Here is a 13,037-nt window from a genome sequence, read left to right on the forward strand (position 1 = left end):
TCTACGGGCCGGGAGGCGGGCCGGTCCGCGGGTCGGCGACCGGGCTCAGACGGTCAGCAGGGTGGTCACGGGCAGGTCGCCGAGCTGCTCCCGGCCGGGGAGGAACCCGAGCTCCATGAGGACCGCGACGCCGTGCACCGAGGCGCCGCACTGCTCGACCAGGTCGACCGTCGCCCGGGCGGTGCCTCCGGTCGCCAGCACGTCGTCGACGAGCAGCACCCGGTCCCCCGGCCGGAGGGCGTCGCGGTGCACCTCGAGGGTCGCCTCGCCGTACTCCAGCGTGTAGGAGACCTCGAAGGTCTCGCGGGGCAGCTTCCCACCCTTGCGGACCGGGACGAACCCGACGCCGAGGGCGAGCGCGACGGGGGCGCCGAGGATGAAGCCCCGCGACTCCATGCCGAGCACCTTGTCGACGACGGGAGCGCCACCGCTGTCCCTGGCCGGGGCGGCCAGCGCGTCGACGACCTCCCGCAGCGCGGTGTGGTCGGCGAGCAGCGGGGTGATGTCCTTGAAGAGGATCCCGGGCGAGGGGAAGTCGGGTACGTCGGCGATGAGCTCGAGCGCCCCGGCCAACCCTGGCCCGGGTCCCGTCACTTCTTGCCCCGCTTGGACCGCGGCTGGCGGGTCGGCTGCTGACGGCCCGAGGACGGGCTGGCCTGGACGGGCCGGGTCGGCGCGGGGGCGATCCGGCCCCGGCCCATCGCCTCCGGTGACCTCGGCCGGTCGGCGGCGCCACCGGACACCGGGGCACCCTCCACCAGCTCGTCGTCGTCGCCCGGCTCGTCGTGGACCGGCAGGTCGTCGGTGAACGTCGGCACGGCGGCGTAGCGGTCGGCCTCCATCTGCTTGCGCCGCTGCTGCGCGCGGCGCTCGGCCTGCTGGACGCCGGTCTCGTTGGCCTTCAGCTGCACCAGGAGCGGCGTCGCGATGAAGATCGAGGAGTACGCGCCGGCCGCCATGCCGACGAACAGCGCGAGCGCGAGGTCCTTGAGGGTGCTCGCACCGAGCTGGACGGCGCCGACGTAGAGGATCGCGCCGACCGGGATGAGCGCGACGATCGAGGTGTTGATCGAGCGCACGAGGGTCTGGTTGACCGCGAGGTTGGCAGCCTCGCCGTACGACATCCGGCTCTCACGCAGGTTCTTGGTGTTCTCCCGGACCTTGTCGAAGACGACGACGGTGTCGTAGAGGGAGAACCCGAGGATGGTCAGGATGCCGGTGACGGTCGCCGGCGTGACCTCGAACCCGGAGATCGCGTAGACGCCGATCGTGATGATGATGTCGTGGATGAGCGCGACGATCGCGGCGACGGACATCTTCCACTCGCGGAAGTACGCCCAGATGAAGAGCACGACCAGGACCAGGAACACCGCGAGACCGATCGCCGAGCGCTTGGCGATCTCCTTGCCCCAGCTGGGACCGATGTCCTGGGTGGTGATGTCCTGTCCCGGGTCGACACCGGTGGTCTCGACGATCGTGTCCTTGATCTGCCGGTTCTCCGCGGTGGTGACCGGCTTGACCTGCACGAGGATCGCCTTGTCGCCGCTGGTCGTGACGACCGGCTGCTGGGCGGCCGGGATGCCGGTGTCGGCCACCGCGTTGCGGATCTCGTCCGCGGTCGACTGGGTGACCTGGTCGCTGGGCAGCGACACCTTGTACTCCGCACCGCCGACGAACTCGATGCCCATGTCGAGGCCCTTGACCGACAGGCCCAGGACGGCGCCGACGATGATCAGGCCCGAGATGGCGTACCAGAGCCACTTGCGTCCGACGAAGTCGATGGACTTGCGACCCGTGTAGAGGTCGTTGCCCATCCGCGAGAACTTGCCCATCAGGCCCGACCCCCTGCAGTCGCGACGCGGTCGACGCCGAGCGTCTCGGCACTGAGGCCGGAGAGCTTGTGACCGCTGTTGAAGAATCGGAACCGAGCCAGCCACGTCACCATCGGGTGCGTGAACCAGAAGAACACCGCGAGGTCGATCAGCGTGGACAGGCCGAGCGCGAACGCGAAGCCCTTCACCACGCCGGCGGCGAAGATGTAGAGCACGACCGCCGCCAGCAGCGACACCGTGTCGGCCGCCAGACAGGTGTTCCGCGCCCGCTTCCAGCCGGCCTGGACGGCGACCCGCATCGACTTGCCGTCGCGCATCTCGTCACGGATCCGCTCGAAGTAGACGATGAACGAGTCCGCGGTGATGCCGACCGCGACGATCAGTCCGGCGATGCCGGGCAGGGTCAGCGTGAAGTTGGCGGTGTGGCCGAGCAGCAGCACCATCGCGTACGTCACGGCACCGGCGACGATCAGCGAGGCGATCACCACGATGCCGAGGCCGCGGTAGTAGAGCAGGCAGTAGATCATCACCAGCAGCAGGCCCAGCAGGCCGGCGGTGATGCCGGCGGTGAGCTGGTCGCCCGCGAGCGAGGCGCCGATCTGCTCCACCGAGATGCCGTCCTTCTCGAACGCGATCGGCAGGGCGCCGTACTTGAGGCTGGTCGCCAGGCTCTTCGCCGAGGTCTCGGTGAAGTTGCCGCTGATCTGCGCGTCACCGCTGGTGATCACGCCGTTGAACGTCGGCGCGGAGATCACCAGGCCGTCGAGCACGATCGCGAACTGCTTCTCGGTGCCGACCATGTTCTGCGACAGGTCGGCGAAGACCTGCTTGCCCTGGCCGCCGATCGACAGGTCGACCTGCCAGGCGACCTGGTTCTGCGGGACGCCCGCGCTCGCGCTCGTGAGATCGGTGCCCTCGACCGCCGCCGGCGAGAGGAGGTACTTGATCGCCGCGTCCTCGCCGGCGCCGCAGGTCACCAGCCAGGTGTCGGCCTGGTCCTGGACCGGCTTGTCGGTCGGGCAGGTGTAGGCGTTGAAGGCGTCGATGGCCTCCTGCGGCGGGTTGTTCTGGAACGCCAGCGCCGACTTGGCCGGGTCGCGGTCGCTCGAGGACCCCGACGAGGGGGAGGCGGAGGGCGAGGCGCTGGAGGAGGAGCCGGCCGAGGCCGTCGCCGACGAGCTGGCCGACGGCTTGCCCGTCGCCGAGGGGCTGGCCGAGGACGACGGCTTCTTCGGGGCCGCGTACGCCGGGCGGTTCTTGGGGCTGGCGCTCGGGGAGGCCTTCGAGGAGGGCTTGCTCGAGCTGGTGCCGGAGGGGCTGCTGGTGGCCGACGGGTCCGAGCTCGGCAGCTGCGGGGTGGCGGTCGCGCACGGGCCCGGGCTCTGGTTCGTGCAGGCGACCGTGCGGAACCGCAGCTGCGCGGTGCGGGTGACCGTGTCGACCAGGGAGCTGGAGGTGTCGCCCGGGATCTCGACGACGATGTACTTGTTGCCCTGCGTCGTCACCTCGGCCTCGGTCACGCCGGAGCCGTTGACGCGCTGGTCGATGATGTTGGCGGCCTCGGTGAGGTTCTCCTTGGTGGGACTCCCCTCCGCGATCATCGTGATCCGGGTGCCGCCCTTGAGGTCCAGGCCCAGGGCAGGCTTCCAGCTGCCGCCGATGGCCACCAGACCGTAGGCGATCGCCACCGCGAGGAAGAACACCACGAGGGTGCGCCCCGGGCGGGCGGTCTTGCGTGCCATCTCAGCTCTCCTCAGGTCCGGCGGCGGAGCCGGACTCGTCGTTCGTCTCGAGGTCCTCGTCGGGCTCGTCGACCTTCGTCACCACGGTGCCGACCGCACCCCGGGCGACCTTGATGTCCACCCCGTCAGCGACCTGCAGCTGGACGTGGTCGTCGCCCAGCGCCGTGATCGATCCGTAGACGCCGGAGGTGAGCACGACCTCGTCCCCTAGGGACAACGACGACTGCATGCGGCCGAGTTCCTTCTGCCGTCGACTGGCTGGCCGGATGATGAAGAGCCAGAAGAGGAGGGCGATGCCGACGAGCGGCAGCAACCTAAGCACGAAACAACCTCACGAGCAGACGGGGAACATCGGCCCAGAGCGGACCGGTCGACACGGAAGTCTAACCGGGCGAGTGGTGCAGGCCACGAATCCGGGTCCCCCGCGAGCCTCGACGCAGCCCGGTCAGTCCTCGAAGAGCGTGACGTCGCCGGGCGGGAGGACGGGAGCCGCGGGTGGTTCGAGCCGGAGGTGACGCCAGGCGGCGGCCGTGGCGACCCGCCCCCGGGGGGTCCGGGCGAGGAAGCCGTTGCGCACCAGGAAGGGCTCGGCGACCTCCTCGACGGTCTCGCGCTCCTCCCCCACCGCGACCGCGAGGGTGGAGACCCCCACCGGGCCGCCTCCGAAGCGCCGGCAGAGGACGTCGATCACGGCGCGGTCGAGCCGGTCCAGGCCCAGCTGGTCCACCTCGTAGAGGTCGAGCGCCGCGTGCGCGACCGGCAGCGTCACGACGCCGTCGGCGCGGACCTGGGCGTAGTCGCGCACCCGCCGCAGCAGCCGGTTGGCGATCCGCGGGGTCCCGCGCGAGCGGGAGGCGATCTCGGCGGTGCCGTCGGCGCGGACGTCGACGTCGAGCAGCCGGGCCGAGCGCTGGACGATCAGGTCGAGCTCGTCGGCCTCGTAGAACTCCAGGTGCGCGGTGAACCCGAACCGGTCCCGCAGCGGCCCGGGCAGCAGGCCCGACCTCGTGGTGGCACCGACGAGCGTGAACGGGGGGATCTCCAGCGGGATCGCCGTGGCACCCGGGCCCTTGCCGATGACGACGTCGACGCGGAAGTCCTCCATCGCCATGTAGAGCATCTCCTCCGCCGGCCGCGACATCCGGTGGATCTCGTCGACGAAGAGGACGTCGTTCTCGTTCAGCCCGGAGAGGATCGCGGCGAGGTCACCGGCGTGGGTGATCGCGGGGCCGCTGGTCAGCCGCAGCGGCACGCCCATCTCCTGGGCGATGATCATCGCCAGGGTCGTCTTGCCCAGGCCCGGGGGGCCGGAGAGCAGCACGTGGTCGGGTGCCCGGCCGCGCCGGCGTGCGGCCTCGAGCACCAGCCCGAGCTGGTCGCGGACCCGGACCTGGCCGACGACCTCGTCGAGGGTGCGCGGTCGCAGGGCCGCCTCGACCGCGCGCTCGTCCCCCTCCGCCTCGGCCGCCGTGATCGAGCGGAGGTGGACGGCCTCGGCCTCCTCGAGCTCCTCCTCGTGGAAGGCCACGTCAGGCCTTGCTCAGGGTGCGCAGCGCGGCGCGCAGGAGCGCGGCCACGTCGGGGGCGTCGCCGGCCTGCGGGGCCACTGCGTCGACCGCCTTCTCGGCGTCACGGGACGGCCAGCCCAGGCCCACCAGGCCCTGGTGCACCTGGTCGCGCCACGGCGCGACCGCGGTCGGCGCCGGCGTACCACCGCCACCGCCGACCGGGGGGCCGATCCGGTCCTTGAGCTCGAGGATGACGCGCTGGGCGCCCTTCTGCCCGATGCCCGGCACCCGGGTCAACGTCTTGGTGTCGTCGCCCGCGATCGCGCGGCGCAGGTCGTCGGGCGGGAGCACCGCGAGCATCGCCTGGGCGAGCTTCGGCCCGACCCCGGACGCGGTCTGGAGCAGCTCGAAGGTCTGCTTCTCGTCCTCGTCCACGAAGCCGAAGAGGGTCAGCGACTCCTCGCGGACCACCATGCTGGTGGGCAGGGTCGCCTCCCGGCCGGTGCGCAGCGTGGCGAGGGTGCCCGGGGTGCACATCAGCTCCAGGCCGACCCCGCCGACCTCCAGGACGGCCGAGGACAGGGTCACCGCGGCCACCCGGCCGCGCACGAAGGCGATCAACGCCGACTCCTTCCCGCGGCAGCGACTGCGGCGTCGAGCCGCGCCTGCGCGCCGCCGCGCCAGATGTGGGTGATGGCGAGGGCCAGCGCGTCGGCCGCGTCGGCCGGCTTGGGCATCGCGTCCAGCCGCAGGATCCGGGTCACCATCATGCCGACCTGGGCCTTGTCGGCCCGGCCGTTGCCGGAGACCGCGGCCTTGACCTCGCTCGGGGTGTGCAGGGCGATCGGCAGGCCGCGCCGGGCGGCGCAGACCATGGCGATCCCGCTGGCCTGGGCGGTGCCCATCACGGTGCTGACGTCGGAGCGTGCGAAGACCCGCTCCACGGCGACGGCGTCGGGCTGGTGCTCGTCGAGCCAGGCGTCCACGCCCTTCTCGATGGTCACCAGCCGCTCGGGCACCGGCAGGTCCGACGACGTGCGCAGCACGTTGACGTCGACCAGCGTCAACGGTCGACCGACCGAGCCCTCGACCACGCCCATGCCGCAGCGGGTCAGGCCGGGGTCGATCCCGAGCACGCGCATGAGGTGGCCTTTCGTCCGAACAGGTGTTCGGAGGCCACGCTAACGCAGCCGCTCCCCCGGCCGGCCGCAGGACACGCGGTCGACGGCGGCCTCTGCTGTCGCGTGCCGGGCCTCCGCTGTCGGGGTGCGGCGGGCTCTGCTGCCTCGGCGCCGCCTGCGCAACGTCATACGACCTGGTCGCCCCGGCAACCGGACCGGATGACCTCCCGGCGACCCCCGCGCGACGTCATACGACCTGGTAGCCCCGGCAACCGGACCGGATGACCTCCCGGCGACCCCCGCGCGACGTCATACGACCTGGTCGCCCCGGCAACCGGACCGGATGACGTCCGGCCCCGACCACGGCCGCCCGCGGGCAGCGATCAGGCGTCGATGGAGTCGAGGACCTCGTCGGGGATGTCGGCGTTGCTGTAGACGTTCTGCACGTCGTCGAGGTCGTCGACCGCGTCGACGAGGCGGAACACCTTGCCGGCCACGTCGACCTCGGCGACCGGGATGTCCATGGTCGCGACGAACTGCACCTCGGCGGAGTCGTAGTCGATGCCGGCGGCCTGGAGGGCCGTGCGCACCGCGACCACGTCGGAGGCCTCGCTCTGGACCTCGAAGCTGTCGCCGAGGTCGCTGACGTCCTCGGCGCCGGCGTCGAGGGTCGCCTCGAGGACGTCGTCCTCGGAGACCTCCCAGGCCGAGCCGCCGCGCTCCTGGCTCTTGCCCACCACCACGACGCCCTTGCGGGTGAACAGCCGGGACACCGACCCGGGGTCGGCCATCGTCCCGCCGTTGCGGGTGACGGCGGTCCGGACCTCCATCGCGGCGCGGTTGCGGTTGTCGGTGAGGCACTCCACCAGCAGCGCCACGCCCTGCGGCCCGTAGGCCTCGTACATGATCGTCTCGTAGTCGACGCCGCCCCCGTCGAGACCACCACCGCGCTTGACCGCGGAGTCGATGTTCTTGTTCGGCACCGACTGCTTCTTCGCCTTCTGGATGGCGTCGTAGAGCGTGGGGTTGCCGGCCGGGTCGGGACCGCCCATCTTGGCCGCGATCTCGATGTTCTTGATCAGCTTGGCGAACAGCTTGCCGCGCTTCGCGTCGATCGCGGCCTTCTTGTGCTTGGTGGTCGCCCACTTGGAGTGGCCGGACATGCGTCTCCTTCTCTAACCTCGGTGGTCGAGCGAGCCGTGACCCTCGACCAGGTCCACGAACAGGCGGTGGACCCGGGGGTCGCCACCCACCTCGGGATGGAACGACGTCGCCATCAGCGGACCCTGACGGACCGCGACGATCCTACCCACCGCCGGGCCGTGCGGGACCCGGGCGAGCACCTCGACGTCCTCGCCCACCGACTCGACCCACGGCGCGCGGATGAAGACGGCGTGCACCGGCCCGGTCAGCCCGACCAGCTCGAGGTCGCCCTCGAAGGAGTCGACCTGTCGCCCGAAGGCGTTGCGGCGCACGGTGATGTCGAGGCCACCGATCGTCTCCTGGCCGGGTACGCCGTCCTCGACCCGGTCGGCGAGCATGATCATCCCCGCGCAGGTGCCGAACACCGGCAGCCCCTCCTTGACCCGCTGGCGCAGCGGCTCGAGCAGGTCGAAGGTGCGCGCCAGCTTGGCCATCGTGGTCGACTCGCCGCCCGGGACCACGAGCCCGTCGCAGTCGTCGAGCTCGGCCGGACGCCGCACGGTCCGCGCGTCGACACCGAGGCCGGCGAGCACGCCCAGGTGCTCGCGGACGTCACCTTGGACGGCGAGGACGCCGATGGTCGGCCGGGTCACCACCCGCGCTCGGCGAGTCGGTGCGGCTGCGGGATCTCCTCGACGTTGATGCCGACCATCGCCTCGCCGAGACCGCGCGAGACCTTGGCGACCACGTCGGGGTCGTCGTAGAACGTGGTGGCCTTGACGATCGCCTCGGCACGCTGGGCCGGGTTGCCGGACTTGAAGATGCCGGAGCCCACGAACACGCCCTCGGCGCCCAGCTGCATCATCATCGCCGCGTCGGCCGGGGTCGCGATGCCACCCGCGGTGAACAGCACGACCGGCAGCTTGCCGCTCTCGGCGACCTCCTTGACCAGCTCGTAGGGCGCCTGCAGCTTCTTCGCAGCCACGAACAGCTCGTCACCCTCCAGCGAGGCGATCCGGCGCATCTGCCGACGGATCGTGCGCATGTGGGTGACCGCGTTCGACACGTCACCGGTGCCGGCCTCGCCCTTGGAGCGGATCATCGCCGCGCCCTCGGTGATGCGGCGCAGCGCCTCGCCCAGGTTGGTCGCACCGCACACGAACGGCACCGTGAACGCCCACTTGTCGATGTGGTTCTCGTAGTCGGCCGGGGTGAGCACCTCGGACTCGTCGATGTAGTCGACGCCGAGGGACTGCAGGACCTGCGCCTCCGCGAAGTGACCGATCCGGGCCTTGGCCATCACCGGGATCGAGACGGCCTCGATGATGCCGTCGACCATGTCGGGGTCGCTCATCCGCGACACCCCGCCCTGGGCGCGGATGTCGGCGGGCACGCGCTCCAGCGCCATCACCGCGACGGCGCCGGCGTCCTCCGCGATCTTCGCCTGCTCGGGGGTGACCACGTCCATGATCACGCCCCCCTTGAGCATCTCGGCCATCCCGCGCTTCACGCGAGTGGTGCCGGTGGTGGGGACGTCGTGGGTGTTGCTCTCAGCCATGGTCAGATCGTAGTGCCGGCCTCGGCCATCGCCTGCTTCCGGACCACCCACACGCGCTGCCCGACCGTGATGGTGGACGCGACGGCGAGGGCCCACAGGGCGATGTAGAGGAGCACCGGGAGGTCGAAGATCGCGCTGAAACCGGTCGCGACCAGGATCGCGACCAGCCGGTCGGCGCGCTCGGCGATGCCGACCTTGACCGAGAAGCCGAGCGTCTCGCCGCGCGAGCGGGCGTACGACGTCACCCCGCCCATGAGCAGGCAGACGAGGCTCAGCACCAGGTAGAGGCGGCTCGGCTCCTCCCACGCGAAGTAGAGCGCGAGCCCGATGAAGATCGCGCCGTCCGCGACGCGGTCGAGCGTGGAGTCCCAGAACGCGCCGAACTTGCTGACCCGGCCGGTGGTGCGGGCCATGTGCCCGTCGATGAGGTCGCTGAAGACGAACGCCGTGATGACCAGGACGCCGGTCAGCAGCATCCCCTGCGGGAAGAAGACCAGCGCACCGGCGCACACCCCGATGGTGCCGACGAGGGTCACCGCGTCGGGACTCACGCCCATCCGGATGAGCAGGGTCGCGATCGGCGAGATGACCTTGGTGAAGAAGGCGCGCAGTGGTTCGAGCATGGCGGAAGCAGGCTACCGGGTGCGCGGGGCGTGGTACGCCGGGTGGTCAGATCACGGCGAGCACGGCCTGCGGGTGCTCGAGCACCGGCGCGAAGGCCAGCTCGGCGGCCCCGATCAGCGGGGAGTCCTCGAGCAGCGCGGACCGGATGACGACGTCCTCGCGCGGGGACATCAGCTTGCTGCGGCTCATCGCCTCGTTCACCTGGTCCTCGGCCGCCCGCCAGACCTGGGCGAGGCAGCCGCCCAGGACGACGACCTCGGGGTTGAAGAGGTTGATGATCGCGCGGATGCCCACCCCGCACCACTCGGCGACCTTGGCGACCGCCTCGGCAGCACGCTCCTCCCCCGCCTCGGCGGCGGCGATGACCTCAGCGACCGCGGGCGGCCCGCCCCCGGACAGCCGGCCCGCCGAGCGGAGCAGCACGTTCTCCCCGACCTTGGTCTCCCAGCAACCGACCGCGCCGCACCGGCAGACGGGACCGTGGCTGTCCACCTGCATGTGACCGACCTCGCCGGCGTACCCCGTGGAGCCCGCCAGCGGTCGACCGCCGATGAGGAAGCCGCCGCCGATGCCGACGCTGGCGCTGAGGTAGGTCACGTCGGAGTACCCCACGGCGGCACCACGCAGGTGCTCCGCGAGCACCCCGAGGTTCGCGTCGTTCCCGGTGGAGACCCGCAGACCCAGCCGCTTGGCCAGCAGGTCCGTGAACGGCTCCTCCACCCAGCCCAGGTTGGGCGCGAACCGCACCAGGCCGTCGCTGGCGCGGACCGCGCCCGGGACCGAGACCCCGATGCCGAGGCACCGCAGGCCGGAGCGGTCGGCGAGCACGTCCCCGACCATCTGCGCCACGGCGTCGACGACGTGGTCGACATCGTGCTCCCCGCGCTGGTGCGTGCGGTTGTGCCGCTCGAGGACCTCACCGCCGAGACCCACGAGGGCGACCGCGATCCGGTCGACCCCGAGGTCCACGGCCACCACGACGTTGTCGGCCCGGGGCACGACCAGGTGGGAGGGGCGACCCGAGCGCCCCCCCACCGCAGCCGTCTCCTCCGACACCAGCCCCAGGGCCTGCAGCTCGCCGGTGAGGGCACCGATCGTGCTGCGGTTCAGCCCGAGCTGCTTGGTGAGCACCGCGCGGGTGGTCGGTCCGTGGGTATGCACCGTCTGGAGGATGGCGCACAGGTTCGTACGTCGAAGCTCCTCGGTGCCGACCCCGGTACGGGTGGGCACGTGCGCCTCCGTCAGACTCGTCCGGTGGACGCGGCCTTGCGACGGCTGATGGCGTCGACGCTGGCCGCCACGAGCAGCACCAGGCCGGTGACGATGTACTGACGGCTGGCGGGCTGGTTGAGCAGGCCCATGCCGTTCTGGATCGTGGCCACGACCGTGCCGCCGATGATCGCGTCGAGGATGCGTCCCTTGCCGCCGAAGAGGCTGGTGCCACCGATGACGGCCGCACCGACGGCGAAGAGCAGCGTCTGGTTGCCGCCGGTCACGTTGTTCACGCCGCCGCTGAAGCTCGCCAGCATCAGGCCGCCGACCGCCGCGACGGTCGAACACATCATGAAGCAGCTCAGCTGCACCAGCTTGACGTTGATGCCGGCTCGACGTGCCGCCTCGGCGTTGCCGCCGACGGCGTAGACGTGACCGCCCCAGCGGGTCCGGCTCAGCAGCGCGCTGAGCACCAGCGCGAGGCCGATGATCATGACGAGGGCGATCGGGACGCCGGAGATCGACTTGATGGTCGGGTTGGGGCTGCGCTCGATCGACAGGTAGTAGACGACCAGGAAGGTGAGGATCGCCAGACCGCCGGTCTTGATCGCCCACAGGAGGGTCGGCTCGCTGGTCAGGCCGTTGGCCCGCCGGCGCCGGTTGCTGACGAACGTCGACAGGGCATAGCTCCCGACGAGCACGACGGCGAGGACCCAGCCCAGCCACACCGGGAGGTTGTCGGCGTTGAGCTTCGCGATCCACTCCCCCGAGTCGACGGACCCCTTCTCGCCGATGAGCGTCAGCACCACGCCCTGCAGGGCGAGGAACAGTGCGAGGGTCACGACGAACGACGGGATGCCGAGCCGGGAGACGAGCGACCCGATGAACATGCCGATCACCGTGCCGGTCAGGATCCCGGCGACGACCGCCGCAGCGGTCGGCCAGCCGTGGTTGGTGAGGAGGACCGACGCGACGGCCGCGGCCGCGCCCGCGGTGTAGCCGGCCGAGAGGTCGATCTCACCGAGCAGGAGGACGAAGACCAGCCCCATCGCGATGATGGTGACACCCGACGACTGCTGGATCAGGTTGCCGAAGTTGAACGCCTTGGTGAACGTCTCGGGCTTGAGGAGCGAGAACGCGACGACGAGCACGACCAGGCCGAGGATGGCCGGCAGCGAGCCGACGTCGCCGCCGCGGACCTTGGTGAAGTAGTCGCGGGCGATGCTGCCCAGGGTCGCCCGGTCCTCGTGCTCGGGGGCCGGGGCCGGTGCTGTGGCGGTGCTCATCGGATCTCCCCGTTCTTGACGGTCGGCTCGCGGCCTTCGTAGGTGCCGGTGGTGATCAGCTGGACGACTTGTCCCTGGGTCACGTCCGTACGCTCCACGGTGGCGACCATGGAGCCGAGGTAGAGCACCGCGATGTCGTCGGCGACCTGGAAGACGTCGTTGAGGTTGTGGCTGATCAGGATGACGCCGAGACCGCGGTCGGCCAGCCGGCGCACGAGCAGCAGGACCTGCTCGGTCTGGGCCACGCCGAGCGCGGCGGTCGGCTCGTCGAGGATGACGACCTTGGAGTTCCACAGGACGGCGCGCGCGATGGCGACCGTCTGGCGCTGGCCGCCTGACAGCGCAGCGACGTGCGTCCGCACCGACTGCAGCGTGCGCACCGACAGTCCGTTGAGCGTCTCGCGGGCGCGGGCCTCCATGGTGTCCTGGTCCACCATGCCGCGCTTGGTGAGCTCGCGGCCGAGGTACATGTTGTGGACGACGTCGAGGTTGTCGCACAGCGCGAGGTCCTGGTAGACGACCTCGATCCCGAGCGCGTTGGCGTCGCGCGGGTTCTTCACGTTCACAGGGGTGCCCTCGAACGAGTACTCACCCTCGTCGAACGGGTAGATGCCCGCGATCCCCTTGATCAGGGTGCTCTTGCCGGCTCCGTTGTCGCCGACCAGGGCGGTCACCCGGCCGGGCCGGACGGTCAGCTCGACGCCGCGGAGCACCTCGACGGGGCCGAAAGCCTTGTGGACGCCGCGCAGCTCCAGCAGCGGCTGTTGTGACGACATGTGTTTGCCTTCCAGGATCCGGGTGCGGAGCGGGGGCCCGCCCATCAGGACGGGCCCCCGCACTCAGAGTGGTGTCACTCAACCGCTAGGCGGTCAGCTCACTCCGTACTTCTGGCACAGCTGCTCGATGCCCTTGCAGATGTCCGCAGCGTTGGCCTGGCCCGCGTCGACCACGGTCTGGACCTGGTCCGCCGTGACCCACACCGGGGTGGCGAGCACCGACGGGACGTCCTTG

Annotated in this window: 14 protein-coding genes; all 14 read right to left on the bottom strand. The window is 71.0% G+C overall.

Translation table 11 applies throughout. The annotated features are described in order from the left end of the window. Nucleotides 1–45: 45 nt before the first annotated feature. The 14 genes from ACILQ5_RS14715 to ACILQ5_RS14780 all read right to left on the bottom strand — a co-directional run bounded on the left by ACILQ5_RS14715 (nucleotide 46) and on the right by ACILQ5_RS14780 (nucleotide 12,802). Nucleotides 46–594, bottom strand: coding sequence for an adenine phosphoribosyltransferase (locus tag ACILQ5_RS14715; protein ID WP_395658765.1), 549 nt, complete (start codon nucleotides 592–594; stop codon nucleotides 46–48). Beyond that, nucleotides 591–1,832, bottom strand: coding sequence for a protein translocase subunit SecF (gene secF, locus ACILQ5_RS14720; protein ID WP_395658766.1), 1,242 nt, complete (start codon nucleotides 1,830–1,832; stop codon nucleotides 591–593). The genes ACILQ5_RS14715 and secF overlap by 4 nt, the downstream gene beginning before the upstream one ends. Continuing rightward, nucleotides 1,832–3,574, bottom strand: coding sequence for a protein translocase subunit SecD (secD, locus tag ACILQ5_RS14725; RefSeq protein WP_395658767.1), 1,743 nt, complete (start codon nucleotides 3,572–3,574; stop codon nucleotides 1,832–1,834). Before secD ends, secF begins: the two co-directional genes overlap by 1 nt. A gap of 1 nt (nucleotide 3,575) precedes the next feature. Further along, complete coding sequence (gene yajC, locus ACILQ5_RS14730; RefSeq protein ID WP_395658768.1) at nucleotides 3,576–3,896, bottom strand: preprotein translocase subunit YajC; 321 nt, start codon at nucleotides 3,894–3,896, stop codon at nucleotides 3,576–3,578. A gap of 123 nt (nucleotides 3,897–4,019) precedes the next feature. Next, nucleotides 4,020–5,102, bottom strand: a complete 1,083-nt coding sequence (gene ruvB, locus ACILQ5_RS14735) for a Holliday junction branch migration DNA helicase RuvB (protein WP_395658769.1) — start codon at nucleotides 5,100–5,102, stop codon at nucleotides 4,020–4,022. A gap of 1 nt (nucleotide 5,103) precedes the next feature. Next, nucleotides 5,104–5,703 (bottom strand): Holliday junction branch migration protein RuvA, encoded by a 600-nt coding sequence (gene ruvA / locus ACILQ5_RS14740; RefSeq protein WP_395658770.1) that lies wholly within the window; start codon nucleotides 5,701–5,703, stop codon nucleotides 5,104–5,106. Next, nucleotides 5,700–6,224, bottom strand: a complete 525-nt coding sequence (gene ruvC, locus ACILQ5_RS14745) for a crossover junction endodeoxyribonuclease RuvC (protein WP_395658771.1) — start codon at nucleotides 6,222–6,224, stop codon at nucleotides 5,700–5,702. Before ruvC ends, ruvA begins: the two co-directional genes overlap by 4 nt. 362 nt (nucleotides 6,225–6,586) lie before the next feature. Then, entirely contained in the window at nucleotides 6,587–7,366 is a 780-nt protein-coding gene (locus ACILQ5_RS14750; RefSeq protein ID WP_395658772.1) for a YebC/PmpR family DNA-binding transcriptional regulator, read from the bottom strand. A gap of 12 nt (nucleotides 7,367–7,378) precedes the next feature. Beyond that, a complete protein-coding gene (pdxT, locus tag ACILQ5_RS14755) occupies nucleotides 7,379–8,002 on the bottom strand; it encodes a pyridoxal 5'-phosphate synthase glutaminase subunit PdxT (RefSeq protein WP_395658773.1) in 624 nt (207 codons plus the stop codon). Further along, entirely contained in the window at nucleotides 7,996–8,904 is a 909-nt protein-coding gene (gene pdxS / locus ACILQ5_RS14760) for a pyridoxal 5'-phosphate synthase lyase subunit PdxS (RefSeq protein ID WP_395658774.1), read from the bottom strand. Before pdxS ends, pdxT begins: the two co-directional genes overlap by 7 nt. Nucleotides 8,905–8,906: 2 nt before the next feature. After that, nucleotides 8,907–9,527 (bottom strand): phosphatidylinositol phosphate synthase, encoded by a 621-nt coding sequence (gene pgsA, locus ACILQ5_RS14765; protein ID WP_395658775.1) that lies wholly within the window; start codon nucleotides 9,525–9,527, stop codon nucleotides 8,907–8,909. Nucleotides 9,528–9,573: 46 nt separating this feature from the next. Continuing rightward, nucleotides 9,574–10,758 carry an ROK family protein gene (locus ACILQ5_RS14770; protein WP_395658776.1) on the bottom strand — a complete coding sequence of 395 codons (1,185 nt, stop codon included), beginning with the start codon at nucleotides 10,756–10,758 and terminating at the stop codon, nucleotides 9,574–9,576. Nucleotides 10,759–10,769: 11 nt separating this feature from the next. Next, the gene (locus ACILQ5_RS14775; protein ID WP_395658777.1) at nucleotides 10,770–12,026 is read right to left on the bottom strand and encodes a sugar ABC transporter permease; all 1,257 of its coding nucleotides are present in this window, start codon (nucleotides 12,024–12,026) and stop codon (nucleotides 10,770–10,772) included. Beyond that, on the bottom strand, nucleotides 12,023–12,802 hold the full coding sequence (locus tag ACILQ5_RS14780) for an ATP-binding cassette domain-containing protein (RefSeq protein ID WP_395658778.1): 780 nt from the start codon (nucleotides 12,800–12,802) through the stop codon (nucleotides 12,023–12,025). Before ACILQ5_RS14780 ends, ACILQ5_RS14775 begins: the two co-directional genes overlap by 4 nt. Nucleotides 12,803–13,037: the final 235 nt, after the last annotated feature.

Source organism: Nocardioides sp., assembly GCF_044226305.1.
Lineage (GTDB): Bacteria > Actinomycetota > Actinomycetes > Propionibacteriales > Nocardioidaceae > Nocardioides.